Annotated in this window: 22 protein-coding genes; 16 read left to right on the top strand and 6 right to left on the bottom strand. The window is 73.5% G+C overall.

The window, feature by feature from the left end; all coding sequences use genetic code 11:
- Positions 1–20: 20 nt before the first annotated feature.
- Both J1G43_RS13805 and J1G43_RS13800 read right to left on the bottom strand, forming a co-directional pair.
- Positions 21–842, bottom strand: coding sequence for a hypothetical protein (locus J1G43_RS13805; protein ID WP_207378656.1), 822 nt, complete (start codon positions 840–842; stop codon positions 21–23).
- A gap of 2 nt (positions 843–844) precedes the next feature.
- Positions 845–1,399, bottom strand: coding sequence for a hypothetical protein (locus tag J1G43_RS13800; protein ID WP_207378655.1), 555 nt, complete (start codon positions 1,397–1,399; stop codon positions 845–847).
- 104 nt (positions 1,400–1,503) lie between these two features.
- Between J1G43_RS13800 and ilvD the strand changes: the two genes are divergently transcribed.
- The 6 genes from ilvD (at position 1,504) to J1G43_RS13770 (ending at position 9,111) form a co-directional block, all read left to right on the top strand.
- Positions 1,504–3,222: a dihydroxy-acid dehydratase gene (gene ilvD, locus J1G43_RS13795; protein WP_207378654.1), complete on the top strand. Its 1,719-nt coding sequence runs from the start codon at positions 1,504–1,506 to the stop codon at positions 3,220–3,222.
- A gap of 280 nt (positions 3,223–3,502) precedes the next feature.
- On the top strand, positions 3,503–4,744 hold the full coding sequence (locus J1G43_RS13790) for an ABC transporter substrate-binding protein (RefSeq protein ID WP_207378653.1): 1,242 nt from the start codon (positions 3,503–3,505) through the stop codon (positions 4,742–4,744).
- Between the two features lie 21 nt (positions 4,745–4,765).
- Positions 4,766–5,710, top strand: coding sequence for a sugar ABC transporter permease (locus J1G43_RS13785; protein ID WP_307859602.1), 945 nt, complete (start codon positions 4,766–4,768; stop codon positions 5,708–5,710).
- Positions 5,710–6,609 (top strand): carbohydrate ABC transporter permease, encoded by a 900-nt coding sequence (locus J1G43_RS13780; protein ID WP_207370892.1) that lies wholly within the window; start codon positions 5,710–5,712, stop codon positions 6,607–6,609. Before J1G43_RS13785 ends, J1G43_RS13780 begins: the two co-directional genes overlap by 1 nt.
- 99 nt (positions 6,610–6,708) lie before the next feature.
- On the top strand, positions 6,709–8,457 hold the full coding sequence (locus J1G43_RS13775) for an alpha-glucosidase (RefSeq protein WP_207378652.1): 1,749 nt from the start codon (positions 6,709–6,711) through the stop codon (positions 8,455–8,457).
- Positions 8,458–8,520: 63 nt separating this feature from the next.
- On the top strand, positions 8,521–9,111 hold the full coding sequence (locus tag J1G43_RS13770; protein ID WP_207378651.1) for a pyridoxamine 5'-phosphate oxidase family protein: 591 nt from the start codon (positions 8,521–8,523) through the stop codon (positions 9,109–9,111).
- Positions 9,112–9,118: 7 nt separating this feature from the next.
- On the opposite strand, the gene J1G43_RS13765 is transcribed toward J1G43_RS13770, so the two are convergent.
- The 3 genes from J1G43_RS13765 to J1G43_RS13755 are packed head-to-tail and all read right to left on the bottom strand — an operon-like array spanning position 9,119 to position 11,754.
- Positions 9,119–10,141 carry an FAD-dependent monooxygenase gene (locus tag J1G43_RS13765; protein ID WP_207378650.1) on the bottom strand — a complete coding sequence of 341 codons (1,023 nt, stop codon included), beginning with the start codon at positions 10,139–10,141 and terminating at the stop codon, positions 9,119–9,121.
- 4 nt (positions 10,142–10,145) lie between these two features.
- Positions 10,146–10,670, bottom strand: a complete 525-nt coding sequence (locus tag J1G43_RS13760; RefSeq protein WP_207378649.1) for an isoprenylcysteine carboxyl methyltransferase family protein — start codon at positions 10,668–10,670, stop codon at positions 10,146–10,148.
- 4 nt (positions 10,671–10,674) lie between these two features.
- Positions 10,675–11,754: a type III polyketide synthase gene (locus J1G43_RS13755; RefSeq protein ID WP_207378648.1), complete on the bottom strand. Its 1,080-nt coding sequence runs from the start codon at positions 11,752–11,754 to the stop codon at positions 10,675–10,677.
- A gap of 57 nt (positions 11,755–11,811) precedes the next feature.
- Here J1G43_RS13755 and J1G43_RS13750 point away from each other — a divergent pair, with 57 nt between their 5' ends.
- The 4 genes from J1G43_RS13750 to J1G43_RS13740 all read left to right on the top strand — a co-directional run bounded on the left by J1G43_RS13750 (position 11,812) and on the right by J1G43_RS13740 (position 14,905).
- Positions 11,812–12,702 (top strand): UbiA family prenyltransferase, encoded by an 891-nt coding sequence (locus tag J1G43_RS13750; protein WP_207378647.1) that lies wholly within the window; start codon positions 11,812–11,814, stop codon positions 12,700–12,702.
- Between the two features lie 96 nt (positions 12,703–12,798).
- Positions 12,799–13,287 (top strand): hypothetical protein, encoded by a 489-nt coding sequence (locus tag J1G43_RS19105; protein WP_207800605.1) that lies wholly within the window; start codon positions 12,799–12,801, stop codon positions 13,285–13,287.
- A complete protein-coding gene (locus tag J1G43_RS19100; protein WP_307859601.1) occupies positions 13,284–14,387 on the top strand; it encodes an OmpA family protein in 1,104 nt (367 codons plus the stop codon). The genes J1G43_RS19105 and J1G43_RS19100 overlap by 4 nt, the downstream gene beginning before the upstream one ends.
- Positions 14,384–14,905 (top strand): hypothetical protein, encoded by a 522-nt coding sequence (locus tag J1G43_RS13740; protein WP_207378645.1) that lies wholly within the window; start codon positions 14,384–14,386, stop codon positions 14,903–14,905. Before J1G43_RS19100 ends, J1G43_RS13740 begins: the two co-directional genes overlap by 4 nt.
- 6 nt (positions 14,906–14,911) lie before the next feature.
- Here the strand turns inward: J1G43_RS13740 and J1G43_RS13735 are convergent, their stop codons facing one another.
- Positions 14,912–15,562 (bottom strand): hypothetical protein, encoded by a 651-nt coding sequence (locus J1G43_RS13735; RefSeq protein ID WP_207370883.1) that lies wholly within the window; start codon positions 15,560–15,562, stop codon positions 14,912–14,914.
- A 377-nt stretch (positions 15,563–15,939) separates the two neighbouring features.
- Between J1G43_RS13735 and J1G43_RS13730 the strand changes: the two genes are divergently transcribed.
- The 6 genes from J1G43_RS13730 (at position 15,940) to J1G43_RS13705 (ending at position 22,537) form a co-directional block, all read left to right on the top strand.
- On the top strand, positions 15,940–17,808 hold the full coding sequence (locus J1G43_RS13730; RefSeq protein ID WP_207340880.1) for an acetolactate synthase large subunit: 1,869 nt from the start codon (positions 15,940–15,942) through the stop codon (positions 17,806–17,808).
- Between the two features lie 16 nt (positions 17,809–17,824).
- Positions 17,825–18,349, top strand: a complete 525-nt coding sequence (gene ilvN / locus J1G43_RS13725) for an acetolactate synthase small subunit (protein ID WP_207340830.1) — start codon at positions 17,825–17,827, stop codon at positions 18,347–18,349.
- Between the two features lie 57 nt (positions 18,350–18,406).
- Complete coding sequence (gene ilvC, locus J1G43_RS13720) at positions 18,407–19,435, top strand: ketol-acid reductoisomerase (RefSeq protein ID WP_207340829.1); 1,029 nt, start codon at positions 18,407–18,409, stop codon at positions 19,433–19,435.
- Positions 19,436–19,643: 208 nt separating this feature from the next.
- Entirely contained in the window at positions 19,644–20,195 is a 552-nt protein-coding gene (locus J1G43_RS13715) for an ASCH domain-containing protein (protein ID WP_207340768.1), read from the top strand.
- A 53-nt stretch (positions 20,196–20,248) separates the two neighbouring features.
- Entirely contained in the window at positions 20,249–21,313 is a 1,065-nt protein-coding gene (locus tag J1G43_RS13710; RefSeq protein ID WP_207340767.1) for a 3-isopropylmalate dehydrogenase, read from the top strand.
- A 117-nt stretch (positions 21,314–21,430) separates the two neighbouring features.
- Positions 21,431–22,537: a branched-chain amino acid aminotransferase gene (locus tag J1G43_RS13705; RefSeq protein WP_207370882.1), complete on the top strand. Its 1,107-nt coding sequence runs from the start codon at positions 21,431–21,433 to the stop codon at positions 22,535–22,537.
- Positions 22,538–22,618 lie beyond the last annotated feature (81 nt).

Raw genomic sequence — 22,618 nt, 5'->3', positions numbered from 1 at the left:
GCGCGCCGGCACGGCGCCCGTCACGGCCGGCGCCGGGCCTCGACCCGGGCGTCGACGAGACGGCCGAGTGCCGTGTAGTCGCTTCTCAGGTCGGCGTACGCCCCGGTCGCGTGCGTCGCGAGGAACAGCGCCTGTGCGTAGCGGATGATGCCCGCCCGGAAGCGGGTGTCGCCCGCGTCGAGGTGCGCAGCCACGTCCGGGTGCTCCTCCAGCGCCGCGTCCAGCAGCGCGGTGAGACGGTCGGGGTCCGGCACGTCCTGCAGGCGCTGGACGGCGGCCTCCGCGGCCTGCCCGAACGTCCAGTACTGGCTCCAGGGCGAGATCGCCTTGACGACCCGGGCGGGGGCGGGCGGCGACGGCCAGAGCTGCACGACGTACGCCTCGGCCGGCGGCTCGTCCCACCGTCCCTGGTGGAACTGCTCGCTGCCCGCCTGCCCGTCGCGGACGGCGTAGCGCGCACGCAGGTCGACGTCGGCCAGCACGGGCCCCTGGACCGCGCCCTCGCCCGCCCAGCCGGTGACCCGCACGGGCCCGCCGCCGCGCAGGGAGAGCTCGACGACCGCGTCCCACGCGGGGTCGACCACGGGCGGTCGGGCGTGCACCTCGAGCCGGAACGGCAGCTGCCCGTGCTGGCGGGGGACGAGGAGCGTCGCGCAGTCCTCGTCGGTCGTGGACGCGAGGCCGGTGTCGGCGTCGATGTCGAGCGAGCCCGGAGGGTCGACGTGGAGCTCGACCTGCGAGAAGTCGGCGCTCACCAGGCCCTCGGCGACCTGGATGGGCCCGGTGCCGGGCGCCACCCGGACCGCGGGCGGGCGTCCGCCCGGGTCGTCGTTCGGCGGCATGCTCAGCACTCCTCCTGGGATCGTTCGTCGAGCACCCAGTGGCCCGGGCCCGGACGCAGGACCACGCGCCCGCAGCTGCTGCCCTCGGCGTAGACGACGTCGAGCACGGCGTGCTCGGGCGTCTGCTCGACCAGCTCGACGGTGGCCTCGGACGACTGGCCGACGGCCGCGTACAGGCCGGCGGTCATCTCGATGAGGCCCTCGCAGTCGGTGATCCCGGGGAACCCGGTGGCCGTGACCTCGTCGACCATGCGCTGGGCGAGCTCGGGCGTCATGTAGGCGCACGCCGTCGCGACGTCGGGCGCGCGGCTCGCGGCGAGCCACGTGAGGAACGAGTCCTCGGGGCCCTCGTCGCCGGCCGGCACCTGCGGCGCGGCGTCCGCCGGCGGTGCCGCGGTGGCGGACGCCGTCGGCTCGGAGAGCGTGGTCGGTGCGGCGGTGGGGGCGGCGGTCGGTGGGGCGTCGGTCCCGTCCGTGCTGCACCCGGCCAGCAGGGCCGCGGCCAGCAGCGGGACGGCGACCCGGCGGGTGCGGCGGCGGGGGAGGAGGCGCGTCATCACGCGAGCATCCTGCCACCGGCCCCGCGGTCGGGTCCGCGCTGCCCGAGGGTGCGCGGCGTGCTGCAGGGGCGCACACCGTGCCGCGGAACTAGGGTCACGCCATGACGAGCACCCACGGCGCGCCGGGTCCGGACATCGACATCAAGCCCCGCTCGCGGCAGGTCACCGACGGGCTGGAGGCGACCGCCGCGCGCGGCATGCTGCGGGCGGTCGGCATGGGCGACGACGACTGGGTCAAGCCGCAGGTCGGCGTCGCGAGCTCGTGGAACGAGATCACGCCGTGCAACCTCTCGCTGGACCGGCTGGCGAAGGCGGTCAAGAGCGGGGTGCACGCCGCGGGCGGGTACCCGCTGGAGTTCGGGACCATCTCGGTGTCCGACGGCATCTCGATGGGTCACGAGGGCATGCACTACTCGCTGGTGAGCCGCGACATCATCGCCGACAGCGTCGAGACCGTGATGATGGCCGAGCGCCTCGACGGGTCGGTCCTGCTCGCGGGGTGCGACAAGTCGTTGCCGGGCATGCTCATGGCCGCCGCGCGCCTCGACCTCGCGAGCGTCTTCCTCTATGCCGGCTCGATCATGCCGGGCTGGGTGAAGCTGTCCGACGGCACCGAGAAGGACGTGACGATCATCGACGCGTTCGAGGCCGTCGGCGCGTGCGCCCGGGGGCTCATGAGCCGGGAGGACGTCGACCGCATCGAGCGGGCCATCTGCCCCGGTGAGGGCGCGTGCGGCGGGATGTACACCGCCAACACGATGGCGTCGGTCGCCGAGGCCATCGGGATGTCGGTCCCGGGGTCGGCCGCGCCGCCGTCGGCGGACCGCCGCCGCGACCAGTTCGCGCACCGCTCGGGGGAGGCGGTGGTCGAGCTGCTGCGGCGTGGCATCACGGCGCGGGACATCATGACGAAGGAGGCGTTCGAGAACGCCATCGCGGTGGTCATGGCCTTCGGCGGCTCGACCAACGCGGTGCTGCACCTGCTGGCGATCGCGCACGAGGCCGAGGTCGACCTCACGCTCGACGACTTCTCCCGCGTCGCGTCGCGCGTGCCGCACCTGGGCGACCTCAAGCCCTTCGGCCGGTACGTCATGAACGACGTCGACCGGGTCGGCGGCGTCCCCGTGATCATGAAGGCCCTGCTCGACGCCGGCCTGCTGCACGGCGACTGCCTCACGGTCACCGGCCGCACGGTCGCCGAGAACCTCGCCGAGATCGCCCCGCCGGACCCCGACGGCAAGATCCTGCGCGCGCTCGACGACCCGATCCACCGCACGGGCGGCATCACGATCCTGTCCGGCTCGCTCGCACCGGAGGGTGCGGTCGTGAAGTCCGCCGGCTTCGACTTCGACGTCTTCGAGGGCACCGCGCGCGTCTTCGAGCGGGAGCGCGCGGCCCTGGACGCGCTCGAGGACGGCACGATCCAGGCCGGTGACGTCGTCGTCATCCGCTACGAGGGGCCGAAGGGTGGGCCCGGGATGCGCGAGATGCTCGCGATCACCGGCGCGATCAAGGGCGCGGGGCTGGGCAAGGACGTGCTGCTGGTGACCGACGGGCGGTTCTCGGGCGGCACGACGGGGCTGTGCGTGGGGCACATCGCGCCCGAGGCGGTCGACGCCGGCCCGATCGCGTTCGTGCGCGACGGGGACCGCGTCCGCCTCGACGTCGCGCGCGCGACGCTCGACCTGCTGGTCGACGACGGGGAGCTCGCGGCCCGTCGCACGGGCTGGGCCCCGCTCCCGCCGCGCTACACGCGCGGGGTGCTGGGGAAGTACCAGAAGCTGGTGGGTTCGGCGTCGCGCGGGGCCGTGCTGGGCTGAACCGGCGACCGTGAGCCCGACCTGCGCACAGCCGACCTCGACGGCCGGCGCGACGTGGCCGCAGCAGCTCGTCGGAGCGGCGTCCAGGGGAGCCGTGCTCGGCCGACCGGCCACGCGACTGCGCGCCCGGGTCGCGCCGCTCGCGTTGCGGACCCGCCCGTGCGGGTGTTGCGTGTGGTCAACGGGACGCGACGACGGGTTCCCGAACCCGTCGGCGTCCGGTGCAGGTCCAGGTGCGCCGGGTCCTCGGCGCACCTGACGCCGACCGCAGGGGGCAGCCATGACCCGACGTGCGCGCGGCGGCGCGTGCCTCATCGCGTGCGCCGTGCTCGTCCCGCTCGTCGCGTGCTCGTCACCCGCGTCGGGCGGCGGGCGCGTCCAGCTGGACTTCTTCCAGTTCAAGTCCGAGGCGGTCGCGACGTTCGACGCGATCATCGCCGACTTCGAGGCGGAGCACCCCGACATCGACGTCGTGCAGAACAACGTGCCCGACGCCGAGACCGCGTTCCGCACCCGCCTCGTCCGCGAGGACGTCCCGGACGTCATCACGCTCAACGTCAACGGCGTGTTCGGCGAGTTCGCGGACGCCGGGGTGCTCTACGACTGGGCCGACGACCCCCTGCTGGAGGAGATCTCACCCGCCGTCGTGCGGATCGTGCAGGACCTGGGCCAGTCCTCGCCGGGCGCCGTGAACGCGCTGCCGTTCGCCAACAACTCCTCGGGCTTCGTCTACAACGCCGACCTCCTGGCGGCGCAGGGCGTCGAGGTCCCCACGACGTGGGCGGAGCTGCTGACCGCGATGGACACCTTCGAGCAGGCGGGCACGACGCCCGTGTACGCGACGCTCAAGGACGGCTGGACCGCCCTGCCGGCGTTCAACCAGCTCGTCGCCAACACCGTCCCCGCCGACTTCTGGGAGCGGCTGGACGCGGGGGAGACGACGTTCGCGGAGGAGTGGCGCCCGGCCGCCGACCAGCTGGCGGAGCTGTTCGCGTTCGCCCAGCCCGACCGTTTCAGCCGCGACTACAACGCGGGCAACCAGGAGTTCGCCGCGGGCGGCGTCCCGTTCTACCTGCAGGGGTCGTTCGCGATCCCCGCGATCGTGTCGTTCGAGCCCGCCTTCGAGATCGGGTTCGGGAACCTGCCGACCACCGACGACGCCGCGACGCAGCTGCTGGTGTCGGGGGTGGACGTCGGCGTGACGATGGGCGCGCAGCCGCGCCACCCGGAGCAGTCGCGGCTGTTCGTCGAGTACCTCCTGCAGCCCGACGTCATGCGCCAGTACTCGCAGGACCAGTCGGCCATCACCCCGCTCGTCGACGCGACGACCGGTGACCCGACGCTCGAGCCCGTCCTGCCGTTCTTCGACGACGACCGGGTGACCGGCTACGTCGACCACCGCATCCCCGCGAGCATCCCGCTCGCGGCGATGCTCCAGCAGTACCTCATCGACGGGGACGCCGACGCGCTCCTCACCCAGCTCGACGAGGAGTGGGACCAGGTCGCCGCACGGCGCTCCTGACCCGGGACGAAGGAGTCCGCCATGGCCACCGCCGCCGCGCCGACCCCGGCGCACGTCGCCCCACCGCCTGAGCCGCCCGACGCACCCCGCCCCCTGCGTCCGCCGTCGCGCGTGCCGCGCGCGTTCTGGTGGATGGTCCTGCCGGCGGTCGCGATCTTCTTCGTGTTCCACACGCTGCCGGTGCTGCAGGGGATCTTCTTCAGCTTCACCGACTACGCCGGGTACGGCACCTGGCAGTTCGTGGGGCTGCGCAACTACCTCAACCTGTTCGGCAACGACCGGATCGCGCACTCGTACCTGTTCACGTTCCAGTTCGCGATCGTCGCGACGGTCCTGACCAACGCGCTCGCCCTGACGATCGCGATGGGCCTCAACGCCCGCATCCGGCTGCAGACGACGCTGCGCGGCCTGTACTTCATCCCGAACGTGCTGGCCGTGCTGGTCGTCGGGTACGTCTTCAACTACCTGTTCTCCAACTCCCTGCCGGTGCTCGGGCAGGCGCTGGGCGTCGAGTGGCTGTCGACGTCGATCCTGGCGAACGAGGACCTCGCGTGGCTCGGCATCGTCGTCCTGGCGGTGTGGCAGGCGTGCGCGTTCAACATCATCCTGTACCTCGCCGGTCTGCAGACGATCCCGGGCGAGCTGTACGAGGCGGCGTCGCTCGACGGCGCGTCGACCTGGCGCAGGTTCCGGTCGATCACGTTCCCCCTGATCAGCGCGTTCTTCACGATCAACATGGTGCTGTCGCTGAAGAACTTCCTGCAGGTCTTCGACCACGTCATCGCACTGACCAACGGCGGGCCGGGCACGGCGACGGAGTCGATCTCCCTGGTGATCTACCGCGGCGGCTTCCAGGGCGGGGAGTACGCGTACCAGACGGCCAACGCCGTGGTGTACCTCGTCGTCATCATCGTGCTGTCGCTCGCGCAGCTGCGGTTCCTGCAGTCGAGGGAGGCGGAGTCCTGATGTCCGACACCGTGCTGCGGCGCAGGGTGACCGGGACGACCTCGCGCAGCGGGCGCAGCCTGCGCCGCCGCGACCTGGCGGAGGGGAAGGTCAGCTGGCCGCTGACGATCCTGCTCGTGCTCGGGTCGCTCACCGTCCTGGTCCCGTTGTACTTCACGGTCGTCACGGCGCTGAAGACACCGGCGCAGCTCGGCGGTGCCGGGTTCGGCGTCCCGGAGAGCTGGACGTGGTCGAACTTCGCGGACGCGTGGCGCCTGACCAACTTCCCGCAGGCGGCGGGCAACAGCCTGATGCTCACCGTCGGCGCGCTCGTCCTGACTCTGCTGACCAACTCGCTCGTGTCCTACGCGATCGCGCGGCAGATGGCCCACCACAAGGTCTTCAAGGGCCTGTACTTCTACTTCGTGTCGGCGCTGTTCGTGCCGTTCCCGATCATCATGCTGCCCGTGGTGAAGCTGACCGCGCAGCTCGGCCTGGACAACCAGATCGGCCTGGTCCTGCTGTACACGGTGTACGGGCTGGCGTTCAACATCTTCGTGTTCGTCGCCTACATCAAGTCCATCCCCCTCGAGCTCGAGGAGGCGGCGCGCATCGACGGGGCGTCGACGTGGGCCGTGTTCTGGCGGATCGTGTTCCCGCTGCTGGCGCCGATGAACGCGACGGTCGCGATCCTCACGGTCATCTGGGTGTGGAACGACTTCATGCTGCCCCTGGTGATCCTCAGCCAGCGCGACGACCTGACCCTGCCGCTGACGCAGTACGTCTTCCAGAGCCAGTTCAACACCAACTACACGGTCGCGTTCGCCTCCTACCTCATGCAGATGGCGCCGCTGCTGCTCGTCTACGTCGTGGCGCAGCGCTGGGTGATCTCGGGCGTCACCCGCGGCGCGATCAAGTGACGCGTCCGGCGACCTGCACCGCGGACCGGCGACGCGCGCGACGTGCGACCCATGGCTGGTCGTGCGACGGTCGAAGGCCCCGGACGAGGAGCAGCGCTCATGACCTTCACCGTCGACGACGCCCCCTGGTGGACCGGCGCCGTGGTCTACCAGATCTACCCGCGGTCCTTCCAGGACTCGGACGGCGACGGCATCGGCGACCTGCGCGGCGTGCTGCAGCGGGTGGACCACCTGGCCGACCTGGGTGTCGACGTCGTGTGGTTCTCGCCGCTCTACCGCAGCCCGCAGGACGACAACGGGTACGACATCAGCGACTACCAGGACGTCGACCCGCTGTTCGGGACCCTCGAGGACCTCGACGCGGTCGTCGAGGCGCTGCACGACCGCGGCATCAAGGTCGTCATGGACCTGGTCGTCAACCACACGAGCGACGAGCACCCGTGGTTCGTCGAGTCGCGCTCGTCCACCGACAACCCGAAGCGCGACTGGTACTGGTGGCGCCCGGCCCGCCCCGGCATGCAGCCGGGAACCCCTGGCGCCGAGCCGACCAACTGGGCGTCGTTCTTCTCGGGCCCCACCTGGGAGTACGACGAGGCGACCGGCGAGTACTACCTGCACCTGTTCAGCCGCAAGCAGCCGGACCTCAACTGGGAGAACCCGGAGGTCCGCCAGGCGGTCTACGCGATGATGCGCTGGTGGCTGGACCGCGGGGTCGACGGCTTCCGCATGGACGTCATCAACCTCATCTCCAAGGCCGTCGGCCCGGACGGGTCGCTGGCCGACGGGCCGGCCACGACCGGGGCGCTGGGTGACGGGTCGGGGCAGTACATGCACGGCCCGCGCCTGCACGAGTACCTGCAGGAGATGCACCGCGAGGTCTTCGACGGCCGTCGCGCGGGCCTGCTGCTGGTGGGGGAGACGCCCGGCGCGACCGTCGAGGACGGTGCGCTGTTCACCGACCCCTCCCGCCGCGAGCTCGACATGGTGTTCACCTTCGAGCACGTCGGCCTCGACCACGGGCCCGGCGGCAAGTTCGACCCGCGGCCGCTCGACCTGCGCGACCTCAAGGCGGTCCTGGGGCGCTGGCAGGCGGGGCTCGCCGACGTCGGCTGGAACGCGCTGTACTGGGACAACCACGACCAGCCGCGGATCGTGTCCCGGTTCGGCGACGACGGCGAGTACCGCCGCGAGTCGGCGACGATGCTGGCCACGGTGCTGCACCTGCACCGCGGCACGCCGTACGTCTACCAGGGCGAGGAGCTCGGGATGACGAACGCGCACCTCAGGTCGTTCGACGCCTACCGGGACATCGAGTCGCTGCGGTACGTGCAGGAGACCCGGGCGCTGGGGCACACGAGCGACGACCGGCTGCTGGCCGGGCTGGCGGCGATGAGCCGCGACAACGCGCGCACACCGGTGCAGTGGGACGCGTCGCCGCAGGCCGGCTTCACGACCGGGGAGCCGTGGCTGCCGGTGAACCCCAACCACCGCAGCGTCAACGCCGAGGCCGAGCGGGCCGACCCGCGCTCGGTGTTCCACCACTACCGCCGGCTCATCGCGCTGCGGCACGACGACGCGACGGTCCGGCTCGGCGACTTCACGATGCTGCTGCCGGAGCACCCCCACGTCTACGCGTTCACGCGCGAGCTCGACGGGGACGCCCTGCTGGTCCTCGGGAACTTCTCGGGGGACGAGCAGCGGGTGGACGTCGACGCGACGTGGGACGGTGCCGAGGTGGTGATCGGGAACGTCGACGACCCGGCGGTGCCGCACGGCGGTCTCGTGCGGCTGGCGCCGTGGGAGGGCGTCGTGCTGCGGCGGGTCGCGGGTGCCGCCACGGGTGGCTGAGGCGGTCCGTCCACGGCCCAGGACGCCCTGGTGCGCACGGCACGTCTCGGGCACGCTGTCCCGATGGCCAAGGTCCACGAGCGGATCACCGAGCGCATGCGTGCGTGGCTCCTCGCGCAGCACGTGTTCTTCGTCGCGACCGCGCCGAGCGGCCCCGACGGGCACGTCAACGTGTCGCCCAAGGGCGTCGGCGGCACGTTCGCGGTGCTCGACGACCGTACGGTCGCGTACGTCGACCTCACCGCCTCGGGGTCGGAGACCATCGCGCACCTGCGGCAGAACGGCCGCATCACGCTGATGTTCTGTGCGTTCGAGGGACCGCCGGACATCGTGCGGCTGCACGGACGGGGCCGGTTCGTCACGCTGTACGACGAGGGCTTCGACGAGCTGTTGACGCGCTTCGAGGGCGGCCTGGACGAGTCCCGGGGCGTGCGCGCGGTCGTCGTCGTGGACGTCGACCGCGTCTCCGACTCGTGCGGGTACGGCGTGCCGTTCATGGACTACCGGGGCGAGCGCGACCTGCTGCCGCAGCACATGGCCCGCAAGGGCGCCGACGGGCGCGCGGCGTACCGGCGGATGAAGAACCGCACGAGCATCGACGGCCTGCCGGGGTTCGACATGGACCCGGACCCGGACCCGGACCCGGTCGTCTGACCGCCGGTCAGCGGGCCAGGCGCTCGACGACGGCTCCGAACACCCCTGGCAGGCGGCGCGCGGTGGGGACGAGCGCGCCCCGCAGCGGGGACGACGCCCACGCGACCAGCCCCGACGTGAGCGCCCGGTAGTCCCGCGTGGCGGCCCACCAGGCGCGCTCGTACGCGGCCGGGTCGTCGAGCGTCGCGACGGCCGCCCGTGCCTGCGCGAAGCCCACGCGCAGCCCTTCGCCGGTGAGCGCGTCGACGTAGCCCGACGCGTCGCCGACGAGCCGCACGGGGCCTGAGGTGCGGCGCGTGCTGCGCCGGCGCAGGGGGCCCGCTCCCCGCAGCGGTCCGGCCGGTGCACCCTCGAGCCGCGCCGCGAGCTCGGGCAGCGACGCCAGCACGTCCGCCGGGTCGATGCCGCGTGGGCCGAGCAGTGCCACCCCGACGAGGTCGGGGGCCACCGGGGTCACGTACGCCTCCGCGAGGGGCGCCCAGTGCACCTCGACGAGATCGCTCCACGGCGCCACCGCGTAGTGGCGACGCAGCCCGTACCGGCGGCGCCCGGGCCGCGCGTCGTCGGTCGCCTCCAGGCCCAGCCGCCGGCGCACCGTCGAGTGCAACCCGTCGCACGCGAGCAGGTACCGGGCCGAGACACCGCCCGCGACGACACCGCCCGGGGTCGTGCGCACGTCGTCGGCCCGTGCCACGACGGTGACCGCTCCGAGGTCGGCGGCGCGTGCCCGCAGGGCGTCGTGCAGGGTCGTGCGCCGCACCCCGCGTCCCGTCCCGTGGCGGAAGCGGTGGTCCACGTGCCCCGCGGGGGAGCGGTAGCTGATGCCGACGATCGCGTGCCCCTGCGGATCGACGTCCCATCCCTGCAGCAGGCTGAGCGCCCCAGGCATGAGGCCCTCGCCGCAGGCCTTGTCGACGGACCCCGTGCGCGGCTCCAGCACGACGACGTCGAGTCCGCGCAGCCGCGCCTCGATCGCCGCGGCCAGGCCCACGGGGCCGCCGCCCACGACGAGGACGTCGGTGTCGGGCACGCGGTCAGGCGGTCGCGGTCGCGGTCTGCAGCGCGCGCTCCTCCGCCGGGATGCGGAAGCGCAGCAGGAGGACGGCGTTGAGCACCGTGAACACCAGGGCCGTGACCCACGCGGTGTGGACGAGCGGCAGCGCGATGCCCTCGACGACGACGGCCACGTAGTTCGGGTGCCGGAACCAGCGGTACGGGCCGCGGTCCACCAGGGACAGGCCCGGGACCACGATGACGCGGGTGTTCCAGCGCGGCCCCAGCGTCGCGATGCACCACCAGCGCAGCGCCTGGCTCGCGACGACGAGCGCGAGGGCCGGCCAGCCGAGCCACGGCAGGAACGGCCGGTCGGCGACGAGCACCTCGACCACGCACGCGACGAGCAGCGCCGTGTGCAGGGCGACCATCGCCGGGAAGTGGCCCAGGCCGCTCTCGACACCACCGCGCGCGAACGACCACGCGGCGTTGCGCCTGGAGACCACGAGCTCGAGGAGACGTTCCACGGCCGTCAGGCCGACGACCACGAAGTAGAGGGTGAGCACGGCGTCAGCCTTCCGTCGGGGACCAGCGCAGCAGGACCGACTCGAGCCCGACCCCGGGGCCGAACGCGAGGACCACCCCCGGGGAGTCGGGCGGCGGGTCGGTGCGCAGGGTCCGGTCGAGGACGTCGAGCACCGAGGCCGACGACAGGTTGCCGACCGCGGCCAAGGACTTCCGGCTCGCACCGAGCGCGTCCGGGGGCAGGTCGAGCGCGCCCTCGACCGCGTCGAGGATGCGCGGGCCGCCGGCGTGGACCACCCAGCGCGTCACGTCCTGCGGATCGAGCCCGTGCCCGGCCAGGAGCGACTTGACGTCGCCGGCCACCTCGGACCGGACGACGTCCGGCAGCTCGGCGGACAGGACGATCCGGAAGCCGGACGCGCCGATCCGCCAGCCCAGGTCCCCCGACGTGCCGGGGTACAGCCGGCTGCGGGTGGCCTCGATCCGGGGGCCGTGGGAGGCCAGACCCGCCGGGTGCGCCGAGCCGACGAGGACGGCCGCCGCGGCGCCGTCCCCGAACAGGCCGCTGGCGACGAGCGCGGCGGGGTCGGAGTCGGCGTGCTGCAGCGTGAGCGAGCAGAGCTCCAGGCAGACCAGCAGCGCCGTGTCGTGCGGGTGGCCGACGAGGTAGTCGTGCACCCGTGCCAGGCCCGCCGCGCCGCCGGCACACCCCAGCCCGAACGACGGAAGGCGCTTGACGTCGTCGCGCATGCCCAGCCGCCCGACCAGCGCGGCGTCGACGGACGGGGCGCCGATGCCCGTCACGGACGTCAGCAGGACGAAGTCGACGTCGGCGGCGTGCACGCCCGCGCGGGCGAGGGCCTCGCGCACCGCCCGCTCCGCCAGGTCGGTGCCGACCCGGAGGTAGAGGTCGTTGGCCTGGCCGAAGTCGCGGATGTCCGCGTACTCCTCCGGCGCCAGCGCCAGGTGCCGCGTCGCCACGCCGCTCGCCGCGTGCACGCGGCGCAGCAGTCGGGCGGCGCCCGCGTCCGAACCCGTGACCAGGGGGGCGACGACCTCGCTGATCGTCGCCTGGTCGTGGCCCGGGCCCGGCAGGGCGGAGGCGACGGCCAGGACACGCGACATGCCCGGAATCGTCCCACGCACTGCGCCGGACGGCGCGGTGAGGCTACCGTCGCACCCGTGGCCGACACCTCGACCGAGCCCGGCCACGCGTCGGGCCCGCCGCACGCGGGACGCCGTCTCGTCGCTCTGCTCCTCGCGTCGCACCTCGGCCCCACGGTCGTCGTCACGTCCCTGTGCACGGCGCTCGCGGTCGCCGTCGGGGCGCCTGCCGGCACGGTGCTGCTGGTGCTGGGCACTGTCCTGGCGGGGCAGCTGTCGATCGGCTGGTCGAACGACTGGCTCGACGCCGCGCGGGACCTCGCCGTGGGGCGCACGGACAAGCCGGTGGTGTCCGGCGGTGTGACCGCGGCGGGCCTGCGGACCGCCGCGCTCGTCGCCGTCGCGGCGAGCGTCGTGCTGTCGGTGCCCACGGGTGCCGCGCCCGTCGTCGCGCACCTCGTCGTCGTCGCGATGGGCTGGGCGTACAACCTGGGGCTGAAGTCGAGCGCCGTGTCGTGGCTGCCCTACGCGGTGGCCTTCGGCGCCCTGCCCACCTTCGTCGTGCTCGCGCTGCCCGGCGACGCGCGGCCGGCGGTCTGGCTGGTGGCGGTCGGAGCGCTGCTGGGCGTCGGTGCGCACCTGGCCAACGTCCTGCCGGACCTGGACGACGACGCCGCCACCGGTGTGCGGGGGCTGCCGCACCGGATGGGGCGCCGGGCGACCGCCGTCCTCGCGCCGGCGACGCTCGCGGTGGCCGTCGGCGTGGCGGTCGTCGGCCCGCCCGGGCCGCCCCGCGGCGCGACCGTCGTCGTGGGCGTGCTCGCGGTGGCGGTGGCGTGCGCGGCGGGCGTGACCGCCGTGGTGCGGCCGCGCAGCCGCGCGCCGTTCCCGCTCGTCATGCTCGTCGCCGCGCTGTGCGTGGGCGCGCTCGTCACCACCGGGCTCGAGGGGGCCGTGGGCCACCCCTGATCGGGTGGCGTCGCCGCGCGGTCGGGGGACGGGGCCGTCGGCCGCGCCCGGTCCGCGTGTAGCGTGACCGCCGCGATCCCGGCGAAAGGTGCGTGCGTGAGGCGGAGTGTCGTACAGGGCGCGGGCCTGGGTGCCCTGCTGCTGCTCGTCGGGTGCACGGGCGGCACCCCGGCGGACGTGGGGGCCCCCGTCGTCGAGTTCACGGCGCCCCACAGCCACGGGTACGACGGCGAGGTGCGCGTCGCCGTGCACCCGCTGCACGTCGACGGCGACGCGATGGAGCTGCGGCTGACGCTGACGCCGCTGGGCGGGGACGAGGCGCGCGACCACGGGCCGATCCGCGTCGATCAGCTCGTCGACCGCACCCCCGTCCTGAGCGACGTCCGCACGCTCACGACGTACGAGGTGCTGGGGGCTTCGTCCGGGCCGCGACACACCGCGGTCCTGCAGGCGGAGACGGTCGTGGGCGAGCCGGTCGTCTACCAGGCGTGGTTCGCCGCGCCCGGCGACCAGGTGCAGACCCTGGACCTCGTCGTCGACCCGTCCTGGGGGTCGGTCGCGCGCGTGCCGGTGGTGCGACCGTGAGGCGCCGGCACCTGGTCGCGGCCCCGCTGTGCCTGCTGCTGGTCGCGGCAGCGCCGACACCGCCGGGGCCCATCAGCCTCGGCGACCTGCCCGCCGTCACGGCGAAGGTGCGCGAGAAGTCCGTGCGGGTCGGTGACCCGGAGAGGTTCCGCTTCTCCGTGGACGACTACAGCGGTCCCTACCTGCGCGTCACCCCTCTGGCGACGCGGGCGGAGGAGGACGGGGAGACGGTCCTGTCGCTCGCGACCGACCTCCTGTTCGCGGGCGACGACGCGTCGCTCTCCGACGCCGCGCGGGCGGAGATCGGCCGCCTGGTGTCCGACGTGCCCGACGGCGGCGAGGTCGCCGTCGAGGGGCACACCGACTCCGTCGGCACGCCGGAGCGCAACCAGGCGCTGTCGGAGAGCCGTGCCGCGGCCGTCGCCGACGCCGTGCGCACCGCGCGCCCCGACCTCGCACTGACGGTCGTCGGGTACGGCGAGGCGCGCCCCGAGGTCGAGGAGGGCGGCGACGACGCCCCCGAGCAGCGCGCGACCAACCGGCGCGTCGAGCTGCGGTACCGGTCGGTCGCCGGCGCCACGTCGACGCCCACGCCCGAGCCCGTGCACGCGGCGCCGCCGCGACCCGCGACGTCGCCCCACGTCCTGCCGCTGCCGACGGACGCCGTCACGAGCGACGAGGTCCGCTTCCCGGCCGTCACGGTCGCAGGTGCCGAGGTCGTCGTCGGCGTCGAGGAGCTGGTCGTGCGTGGTGCCGTCACGCAGCTGTCGCTCATCGTCCGGCTCGAGGGCGCCGAACGCCACGTCAAGGACATGCCTGACCTGCACGAGGCCCTCGACGAGGGCTCGCGGAGCCGCGGCGTCGCGTGGGACCCCGTCCTGGTCGACCGCGAGGGGCTGCTGCGGTACGGCGAGGTCCGCGTCCGGCGGCTCGCGGACCAGTGGGCGGGGGAGGGGCAGCAGGTCGGGACGCGGTTGTCCGCCCCGCGGCGGTTCACGATCACCTACCCGCGGCTGGTGGGCGATCCCTCCGAGGTGGACGTGGTGCTGGGCGACGGGCTGCCCGTCATCACCGGGGTCGACGTGGAGGTGGAGCGATGAGGCGCGGGGGCGGGATCGTGGGCCTCGTCGCTGCGCTGGTGCTCGTCGCCGGGTGCACGGGCGCCGAGCGCGCCGAGCCGGCCGCGCCGGTCGCGTTCGACGGGGAGGTCGTCACCGCGGGCGACGGCGGCGGGGTCGCCGAGCTCACGGTGCCGGGGTCGGGCCGCTACCCGGGTCGCACGCGGATCGCCGTGCAGGCGCTCGTCGTCGACGGACCGGTGATGGAGCTGCGTGTCGCGTTCACGCCGCTCGGCGGCGCGGGCGCCGACCCGGACGAGCGGGTCCCGCTGGACGCCATGCTCGACCGCGAGCCGCTGGTCGGCGACGTCACGTCGCTGGTGCAGCACGAGGTGCTGGACGACTGGCACACGGACGTGGTGCGGGCCGAGACCGTGGAGGGCAGGCCCGTGCTGTACCAGGCGTGGTTCGCCGCGCCCGAGGTGCGCGTCGAGTCGCTCGACGTCGTCATGGGGCCCGAGGGTCCGACGTTCCGCGACGTGCCCGTCACCTACCGCTGACGGGGCTCAGTCCTGGACGTCGACGACGACCCGGACGGGGTCCTGCAGGACCGTGACGCGGAACGGCCGCAGCCCGTCGTCGACGCCGACGAACGACTGGGTCATGCCCTCGAAGGTCAGCGGGCGCACGACCTGCTCGATGTCGCCGTCGTCGGGGCGCACGTCGCCGGCGTGCTCCTGCGGGCCGCCGTCGACCGGGTAGGTGGTCCCGATCAGCCAGACCTGCAGGACCGCGTCCCCGTCGACCTGGCGGACCTCGCCGCTCGGGTCCTCGACGGCCTGGTCGACCCAGCCGACGCGGTAGCCGGGCGTGCCCTCGCCGCCCGTGAGCTCGTACACGACGCGGTCGTACCCGGGGTGCTCGCCGACGCGGACCTGCGTCACGACGTAGCCGGCGGCGTCTCCGTCCTGGGTCAGCTCCGTGCCGGGGGGCGCGAAGGCCGCCTCGGCGGGCACGGCGGGCTGGGCGGTCGGCGACGGCGCGGTGGTCGGCGCGGTGGTCGACGTGGGTGCCGGTGCGGTGCCGGCGCTCGGCGTGACCGTCACGGACGGCGGCGCCGCGGAGGGCGTGGGCTCGACGTCGCGGGCGCACGCGGTCAGCGTCACGAGCGTCGCGACGGCGGTGGCGACGACCAGGCGGCGGGCCGGTGCGGCCATGATTGCTCCTCGTCGTGGTGGGCCGTGGGCTGTCCTCACCGTAGGACGGGGCCGTGCGGCGACGCCCAGGAGCAGGTCAGGACACGCCGACGGCCGTCGTGCGTCCATGAAGCGGACACGTGAACCAGCATGTGAGACGGACGGAGAGGGATGTGACACGAGCGGGCGGCGGGCGTATGGTCGCCCGTGTGCAGACGATCCTCGTAGTACTTCCTGAGCGCGCCGGCTGACGCCACCCGCACAGGTCGCTCGTCGCGCGCGCTCGCCCCTCGTCCATCCCGGTGCCCGGGTCGAGGGGCTTTTTCGTGCCCGGCGTCCGCCCGGCGCGGTACCCGCACCGGACGACCCCACCCGCACTCGACCCGCAGGAGACGATGATGGTCCAGGGTCCGCACCCCGCACCCCCGCGCACAGCCGTGCGCCCCGTGCGCCCCGCCACGGAGGCCGTGCCCCGCGCCGCCGAGCCGGCGGCCGCCGCACCCCGGCAGGTCGGGCCCGAGCAGGTCACGGGGGCGCAGTCGATCGTCCGCTCGTTGGAGGAGGCGGGGGCCGAGGTCGTCTTCGGCATCCCCGGTGGCGCGATCCTGCCGACGTACGACCCGCTCATGGACTCCCGCCGCGTCCGGCACATCCTCGTGCGCCACGAGCAGGGCGGCGGGCACGCCGCGGCCGGCTACGCCTACGCGAGCGGCAAGGTCGGCGTGACCATGGCGACCTCGGGCCCGGGCGCGACCAACCTGGTCACCGCCATCGCGGACGCCAACATGGACTCCGTGCCGATGGTGGCGATCACCGGTCAGGTCGGTGCCTCGATGATCGGCACGGACGCGTTCCAGGAGGCCGACATCGTCGGCATCACGCTGCCGATCACCAAGCACAACTACCTCGTCACCGACCCCGACGACATCCCGCGCACGATCGCCGAGGCGTTCCACATCGCCTCGACCGGTCGCCCGGGACCCGTGCTGGTCGACATCGCCAAGTCCGCGATGCAGGCGACGACGACCTTCTCGTGGCCGCAGGACATCTCGCTGCCCGGGTACCACCCGGTCACCAAGCCGCACGTCAAGCAGATCCGCGAGGCGGCCCGGCTGCTCGCGACCTCGCGCCGGCCCGTGCTCTACGTGGGCGGCGGCGTCGTCCGTGCGGGTGCGTCCGACCTGCTGCGTCGCCTGACCGACCTGTCGGGCGCCCCCGTCGTCACCACGCTCATGGCGCGCGGTGCGCTGCCCGACTCCCACCCGCAGCACCTGGGCATGCCCGGGATGCACGGCACCGTCGCGGCGGTCGCGGCGCTGCAGAAGGCCGACCTCGTGGTGGCCCTCGGTGCCCGCTTCGACGACCGGGTGACCGGCCTGCTGTCGTCGTTCGCGCCGAACGCCACGGTCGTCCACGCCGACATCGACCCGGCCGAGATCGGCAAGAACAAGCGCGCCGACGTCCCGATCGTCGGTGACCTGCGCGAGGTGATCGCCGACCTGCTGCCCGAGCTCGAGCGCGAGCAGGCCCAGCACGGGCGCCCCGACCTCGAGGCGTGGTGGCAGCAGCTGGACGCGTGGCGGGAGACCTTCCCCCTCGGGTTCGACGAGCCGTCCGACGGCCACCTGGCACCGCAGCACGTCATCTCGCGGATCGGCGAGATCTCGGGCCCCGAGTCGATCTTCGTCGCGGGCGTCGGGCAGCACCAGATGTGGGCGGCGCAGTTCATCAAGTACGAGCGCCCCGGCGCCTGGGTGAACTCCGGCGGTCTCGGCACGATGGGGTTCGCGGTGCCGGCCGCCATGGGCGCCAAGGTGGGCGACCCGTCGCGCACCGTGTGGGCGATCGACGGCGACGGCTGCTTCCAGATGACCAACCAGGAGCTGGCCACCTGCACGATCAACGAGATCCCGATCAAGGTCGCGGTGATCAACAACAGCTCGCTGGGCATGGTCCGCCAGTGGCAGACGCTGTTCTACGAGTCGCGCTACTCCAACACCGACCTGCACACGGGCCACGGCACGGTGCGCGTCCCGGACTTCGTCAAGCTCGCGGACGCCTACGGCGCCGTGGGCCTGCGGTGCGAGACGAAGGCGGACGTGGACGCGACCATCAAGCGCGCGATGGAGATCGACGACCGGCCCGTGGTCGTGGACTTCACGGTGTCGCGTGACGCGATGGTGTGGCCGATGGTGGCCGCCGGCGTCAGCAACGACGCCATCCAGTACGCGCGGGGCATCAGCCCGGCGTGGGACCGCGAGGACTGAGGAAGGAAGAAGAGCGATGACCCGCCACACCCTGTCCGTCCTCGTCGAGAACAAGCCCGGCGTGCTCACGCGCGTCGCAGGGCTGTTCGCCCGGCGGTCGTTCAACATCCACTCGCTCGCCGTGGGCCCCACCGAGCACACGGAGATCAGCCGCATCACGGTCGTCGTCGACGTCGACGCCCTCCCGCTGGAGCAGGTGACCAAGCAGCTGAACAAGCTCGTCAACGTCATCAAGATCGTCGAGCTCGAGGACGCCGCGTCCGTCCAGCGCGAGCTGCTGCTCGTCAAGGTCAAGGCCGACGTCACCCAGCGCACCGGCGTGCTCGAGGTCGTCCAGCTGTTCCGTGCGCACGTCGTCGACGTCGTGCCGGACTCGGTCGTGATCGAGGCGACCGGCAGCCCCGGCAAGCTCGACGCGCTGCTCGCCGCCCTGGAGCCGTTCGGCATCCGTGAGATCGTGCAGTCCGGCACCGTGGCCATCGGCCGCGGCTCCCGCTCGATCACCGACCGCGCGCTCGAGCGCGTGAGCCGCTCGGCCTGACGCCCCCCCGCTCGCACCACCCGCACGCTTCACCCCCCACACCGAGGAGAGTCCACCGTGGCTGAGCTGTTCTACGACGACGACGCCGACCTGTCGATCATCCAGTCCAAGAAGGTCGCCGTCATCGGCTACGGCAGCCAGGGGCACGCGCACGCCCTCAACCTGCGCGACTCCGGCGTCGACGTCACGGTGGGCCTGCGCGAGGGCTCGGCGTCGCGGGCGAAGGCCGAGAACGAGGGCCTGAAGGTCGCGTCGGTCGCCGAGGCCGTCGCCGGTGCCGACGTCGTCGTCATCCTGGCGCCGGACCAGGTCCAGCGCATCGTGTACCGCGACGAGATCGAGCCGAACCTCAAGGACGGCGCCGCGCTCGTCTTCGGCCACGGCTTCAACATCCGCTTCGGCTACATCAAGCCGTCCGCGGCTCACGACGTCCTCATGGTCGCCCCCAAGGGGCCGGGCCACCTGGTCCGCCGCGAGTACGTCGACGGGCGCGGCGTGCCGGTCATCGTCGCCGTCGAGCAGGACGCGTCCGGCTCGGCGTGGGACCTCGCGCTGTCGTACGCCAAGGCGATCGGCGGCCTGCGCGCCGCCGGCATCAAGACGACGTTCACCGAGGAGACCGAGACCGACCTGTTCGGTGAGCAGGCAGTCCTGTGCGGTGGCGTGTCGCAGCTCATCCAGTACGGCTTCGAGACGCTCACCGAGGCGGGCTACCAGCCCGAGGTCGCGTACTTCGAGGTGCTGCACGAGCTCAAGCTCATCGTCGACCTCATCTGGGAGGGCGGCATCACCAAGCAGCGCTGGTCGGTCTCCGACACGGCCGAGTACGGCGACTACGTCTCCGGCCCGCGGGTCATCACGCCCGAGGTGAAGGAGAACATGAAGGCCGTCCTCGCGGACATCCAGAACGGCGCCTTCGCCGAGCGCTTCATCGCGGACCAGGACGCCGGCGCCCCGGAGTTCCAGGCGCTGCGCGAGAAGGGCCAGAACCACCCGATCGAGCCGGTCGGCCGCGAGCTGCGCAAGCTGTTCGCGTGGGTCAAGCCCTCGGACTCCGACTACCAGGAGGGCTCGGCCGCGCGCTGACACCCCTCACGACCGCAGCGAGAGGTGGGGGCGGGCCCGGGCCGGGCCCCGCCGGCCGGCGGGCCCCCCCCCCCCCCCCGGGGGGGGGGGGGGGGGCGGGGGGGGGGCCCCCCCCCCCCCCCCCCGCGTCTGGGTGCGGTGGGGCGGGACATGGGGGAGGATCGCCGCGCGGGTGCGGTGAGCGACGCCCGACGACGAGAGGCGGACGATGACCGAGCAGCAGCCCACGGCGCGTGCCGAGGCCGGCACGCAGGACACGCGGATCACGGACTTCTGGGACGCGGCGCGCGGTCACCTCGGCTGGGGCAGGCTCGACTCGGTCATGGGGGAGTCGGTGGACGGCGCCGTCGCACCGCCCGCGTGGTCGTTCGGCGACGACGCCCGCCTCGCGGACGAGCTGCTCGCGCAGGTGCTCGACGGCCGCAAGACCGCCACGTCGACCGCGCTGGCCGAGATGACCGCGTCCGGCGAGCCGCTGCCGCGCGTCGGCGACGTGTCGATCGTGCTGGACTCCGCGGGTGACCCGCGTGCGCTGCTGCGGACGACGGAGGTCGCGGTGGTGCCCTTCGACCAGGTGGACGCCGAGCACGCGGCAGCCGAGGGCGAGGACGACCTGTCGCTGGAGTCGTGGCGGCGGGAGCACGAGGTCTACTGGCGCCGTGTGCTGGGCGATGCGGGGTTCTCCCCGACGATGGACGTGGTGATCGAGCGGTTCGAGCTCGTCTACCCTCGGACCGGACCCACGCCGCCGGTCGACTGATCGCCACGTGAGACGCGCATCCCGAGGGATGGACGCGGCGCTAGGATGAGCGCATGACCGACACCACCTCGTCCTCCACCCTGAACCTGGCCGTCGTGGCCGGCGACGGCATCGGGACGGAGGTGGTCGAGCAGGGCCTTCTGGTGCTGGAGCAGGCGCTGCACGGCACCGGCACCACCGTGCGCACCACCGACTTCGACCTCGGCGCGCGCCGCTGGCACGCCACGGGCGAGACGCTGACCGACCAGGACCTCGCCGCCATCCGCACGCACGACGCGATCCTGCTCGGCGCGATCGGCGACCCGAGCGTGCCGTCCGGCGTCCTCGAGCGCGGCCTGCTGCTGACGCTGCGGTTCGCGCTCGACCACTACGTCAACCTGCGTCCGGGCAAGCTGTTCCCCGGCGTGACCAGCCCGCTGGCGAACCCCGGCGACGTCGACTTCGTCGTCGTCCGTGAGGGCACCGAGGGGCCGTACGTCGGCAACGGCGGTGCCATCCGCGTCGGCACGCCGCACGAGGTGGCGAACGAGGTCAGCGTGAACACGGCGTTCGGCGTGGAGCGGGTGGTGCGCGACGCGTTCGCGCGTGCCGCGGCCCGCCCGCGCAAGAAGCTCACGCTCGTGCACAAGCACAACGTCCTCGTGCACGCGGGGCACCTGTGGCGGCGCACGGTCGAGGCGGTCAACGCCGAGTTCCCCGACGTCACGGTCGACTACCTGCACGTCGACGCCGCCACGATCTTCCTGGTGACGGATCCCGCGCGGTTCGACGTCATCGTGACCGACAACCTGTTCGGCGACATCCTCACGGACCTCGCCGCGGCGATCACCGGCGGCATCGGCCTGGCCGCCTCCGCCAACATCAACCCCGACCGCACCGCACCGAGCATGTTCGAGCCCGTCCACGGCTCCGCGCCGGACATCGCGGGCCAGGGCAAGGCCGACCCGACGGCCACGGTGCTGTCCGTCGCGATGCTGCTGGACCACGTCGGCCAGGCCGACGCGGCCCGGCGGGTCGAGGCCGCCGTGGCCGCCGACCTCGCCGAGCGCGGTGCGAGCGAGCGAGTACGGTCGACGGCCGAGGTGGGCAAGGACCTCGCCGCCCGCGTCGCCGGCTGACGCCCTGCGGGGCCGGCCCGGCCCGCGCGTCCCGTGGTCCGCAGGCGACGCGTGCACCTGTCCTCCCGGCCGTCCGCACCGGTACCGTCGACGTCGACCCTGGTGAAAGGCCCCCTGATGAGCACCCTGACGACCCCTTCGTCCGAGACCTTCCAGCTCCACCGCACCGACGCGCCCGTCCCCGACGAGCAGCGCGCGGCCGCGCTCGCCTCGCCGCAGTTCGGCACGGTCTTCACCGACCACATGGCCCGCATCTCGTGGACCCACACCGACGGCTGGACCGGGCGGCGCGTGGAGAAGTACGGGCCGCTGCAGCTCGACCCCGCGACCGCGGTCCTGCACTACGGCCAGGAGATCTTCGAGGGCCTCAAGGCGTACGCCCACCCCGACGGCAGCGTCTGGTCCTTCCGGCCGGAGGCCAACGCGGCACGGTTCACGCGGTCGGCGCGGCGGCTCGCCCTGCCGGAGCTGCCCGAGGCGGACTTCCTCGGGGCGATCCGCGCCCTGGTCGAGGTGGACCGGGCCTGGGTGCCGACGGGGGAGGAGGCCAGCCTCTACCTGCGTCCCTTCATGTACGCCTCGGAGCCCTTCCTGGGTGTGCGGGCCTCGCTCGAGGCGGAGTTCCTCGTCATCGCCTCGCCCGTCGGCCCGTACTTCCCGGGCGGGGTGCAGCCGGTGTCGATCTGGGTGTCGCGTGAGTACCACCGCGCCGGTGCCGGCGGCACGGGCGCGGCCAAGTGCGGCGGCAACTACGCCGCCAGCCTGCTGCCCCAGCAGGAGGCGTACGCCAAGGGCTTCGAGCAGGTCTGCTTCCTCGACGACCGGACCGGCACCCAGCTCGAGGAGCTGGGCGGCATGAACGTCGTCGTGGTCCACGCGGACGGCTCCGTGGTGACCCCGGCGGTCTCCGGCACGATCCTCGAGGGCGTGACGCGCTCGTCGATCCTCACGCTGCTGCAGGAGGCGGGGCACGAGGTCGCGGAGCGGCCCGTGCTGCTCGACGAGCTGCGCCGCGGCCTGGCGGACGGCAGCGTCAGCGAGGTGTTCGCGTGCGGGACGGCGGCCGTCATGACGCCGATCGGGCGGCTCGCGAGCGACGACTTCGACCTCGTCGTGGGCGACGGCCAGGCCGGACCGGTGACCATGCGCATCCGTGAGCAGCTCACCGACATCCAGTACGGGCGCGCGGCGGACACGCACGGCTGGATGCGCCGCCTGGTCTGACGGACCCGGACCTCGCACGAGGGGTGGGGGCCCGCCCCCGGGCCCGCCCCCCCCCCGCCGCCCGCCCCGCCCGCCCGCCCG

It is taken from the genome of Cellulomonas sp. zg-ZUI22 (assembly GCF_017353535.1).
In the GTDB taxonomy this organism is placed as follows: domain Bacteria; phylum Actinomycetota; class Actinomycetes; order Actinomycetales; family Cellulomonadaceae; genus Cellulomonas; species Cellulomonas wangleii.
This window is presented reverse-complemented; position numbering and strand designations above follow the sequence as displayed.

What these genes read in the sequence shown, in the direction of transcription:
- J1G43_RS13705 (WP_207370882.1), top strand. Translation starts at nt 21,431, where the DNA reads ATGAGCACCCTGACGACCCCTTCGTCCGAGACCTTCCAGCTCCACCGC.
- J1G43_RS13800 (WP_207378655.1), bottom strand. Translation starts at nt 1,399, where the DNA reads ATGACGCGCCTCCTCCCCCGCCGCCGCACCCGCCGGGTCGCCGTCCCG.
- J1G43_RS13735 (WP_207370883.1), bottom strand. Translation starts at nt 15,562, where the DNA reads ATGGCCGCACCGGCCCGCCGCCTGGTCGTCGCCACCGCCGTCGCGACG.
- ilvD (WP_207378654.1), top strand. Translation starts at nt 1,504, where the DNA reads ATGACGAGCACCCACGGCGCGCCGGGTCCGGACATCGACATCAAGCCC.
- J1G43_RS13755 (WP_207378648.1), bottom strand. Translation starts at nt 11,754, where the DNA reads ATGTCGCGTGTCCTGGCCGTCGCCTCCGCCCTGCCGGGCCCGGGCCAC.
- J1G43_RS13730 (WP_207340880.1), top strand. Translation starts at nt 15,940, where the DNA reads ATGGTCCAGGGTCCGCACCCCGCACCCCCGCGCACAGCCGTGCGCCCC.
- J1G43_RS13785 (WP_307859602.1), top strand. Translation starts at nt 4,766, where the DNA reads ATGGCCACCGCCGCCGCGCCGACCCCGGCGCACGTCGCCCCACCGCCT.
- J1G43_RS13790 (WP_207378653.1), top strand. Translation starts at nt 3,503, where the DNA reads ATGACCCGACGTGCGCGCGGCGGCGCGTGCCTCATCGCGTGCGCCGTG.
- J1G43_RS13740 (WP_207378645.1), top strand. Translation starts at nt 14,384, where the DNA reads ATGAGGCGCGGGGGCGGGATCGTGGGCCTCGTCGCTGCGCTGGTGCTC.
- J1G43_RS13775 (WP_207378652.1), top strand. Translation starts at nt 6,709, where the DNA reads ATGACCTTCACCGTCGACGACGCCCCCTGGTGGACCGGCGCCGTGGTC.
- J1G43_RS13770 (WP_207378651.1), top strand. Translation starts at nt 8,521, where the DNA reads ATGGCCAAGGTCCACGAGCGGATCACCGAGCGCATGCGTGCGTGGCTC.
- J1G43_RS13805 (WP_207378656.1), bottom strand. Translation starts at nt 842, where the DNA reads ATGCCGCCGAACGACGACCCGGGCGGACGCCCGCCCGCGGTCCGGGTG.
- J1G43_RS13715 (WP_207340768.1), top strand. Translation starts at nt 19,644, where the DNA reads ATGACCGAGCAGCAGCCCACGGCGCGTGCCGAGGCCGGCACGCAGGAC.
- J1G43_RS13780 (WP_207370892.1), top strand. Translation starts at nt 5,710, where the DNA reads ATGTCCGACACCGTGCTGCGGCGCAGGGTGACCGGGACGACCTCGCGC.
- J1G43_RS13710 (WP_207340767.1), top strand. Translation starts at nt 20,249, where the DNA reads ATGACCGACACCACCTCGTCCTCCACCCTGAACCTGGCCGTCGTGGCC.
- ilvN (WP_207340830.1), top strand. Translation starts at nt 17,825, where the DNA reads ATGACCCGCCACACCCTGTCCGTCCTCGTCGAGAACAAGCCCGGCGTG.